This is a genomic window from Segeticoccus rhizosphaerae, assembly GCF_009192725.1.
Taxonomy (GTDB): domain Bacteria; phylum Actinomycetota; class Actinomycetes; order Actinomycetales; family Dermatophilaceae; genus Segeticoccus; species Segeticoccus rhizosphaerae.
The window spans coordinates 1-929 of the sequence record NZ_VOHR01000623.1 but is presented as its reverse complement, the minus strand read 5'-3'; the positions used below and the strand labels follow the sequence as shown (position 1 = coordinate 929).

The following is a 929-nucleotide window of genomic DNA, read 5'->3' as shown; positions in this document are numbered from 1 at the left end:
CGATCGGCACCGGGTCGACCCCGCTGGCGATCGCGTGACGCAGCAGCCGCAGCGCCTCGCCCGCCTGCCCGGCGATCGCCGCGTCGGCCACCCGGAAGCCGGACGCGTCCACCTTGCCACCGTGGTAGCGCTCGACCACCGCATCGTCGACGAGGCCCTCGGTGTCGGCGATGAGCTGCGCGCAGGCGGCCGCGAGCTCGCTGACGTCCTTGCCGACGGCCTCGAGCAGCGCCCGGATCGCCTCGGGGGTGATCTTGCGCCGCTTGCTCCGGAACTCGTTCGTCACGAACCCGGTCTTGTCGCGGTCGGTCTTGATCGCCGGGCAGTCGATGACCCGGGCGTGGGCCTTCTTGGCGGTGTCGAGCACCTTCTTGCCCCGGTTGCCGCCCTTGTGCGCAAGCACCAGCGTGACGTCGTCGGCCGGAGCGGCCAGCAGCGCGAGCACGTCGGTCTGCAGCTCGTCGGACGCCTCGTCGAGGTCGTGCACCACCACCGCCTTGCTGCCCCCGAAGAGGGACGGGCTGGTGTGGACGGCGAGCGAACCCGGTTCGTAGGACGCGGCATACAGCTTGATGACCTCGACCTCGGGGTCGCTGTCGCGCAGCAGGGTCATCGTGGAGGCCAGCGCCCGGTCGGCGAGGACCTGCTCGGGTCCGCTGATCAGCACGAGCGGCGGCACACCGGCGCCGGCGCTTCCGGCGCTTGCCGAGCCGGGCTGCGAGGGGTGGGCGGTCACGGGTCACAGCCTGCCACGGCGGCCCGACAGGTCTCCCCCACCCCGCCCATGCTCCCGCACCGGCCTGTGCTCGGCTCGGGCCGCTTTGCTCGCTTCAGACCGCTCCCGCACCTTCGAAAAACGGCTTGAGGTGAGCACCGGCCGCCCGGCCTTCGCCTGTGCTCGCCTCAGACCGCTCCCGCACCTTCGAAAA

General features: G+C 71.9%; 1 protein-coding gene. It reads right to left on the bottom strand.

The window, feature by feature from the left end; translation table 11 throughout:
* Positions 1 to 736 (bottom strand): DNA polymerase III subunit delta (gene holA / locus FRW57_RS22140; RefSeq protein ID WP_238999548.1); only part of this gene is annotated, 736 nt, incomplete at its 3' end.
* Positions 737 to 929: the final 193 nt, after the last annotated feature.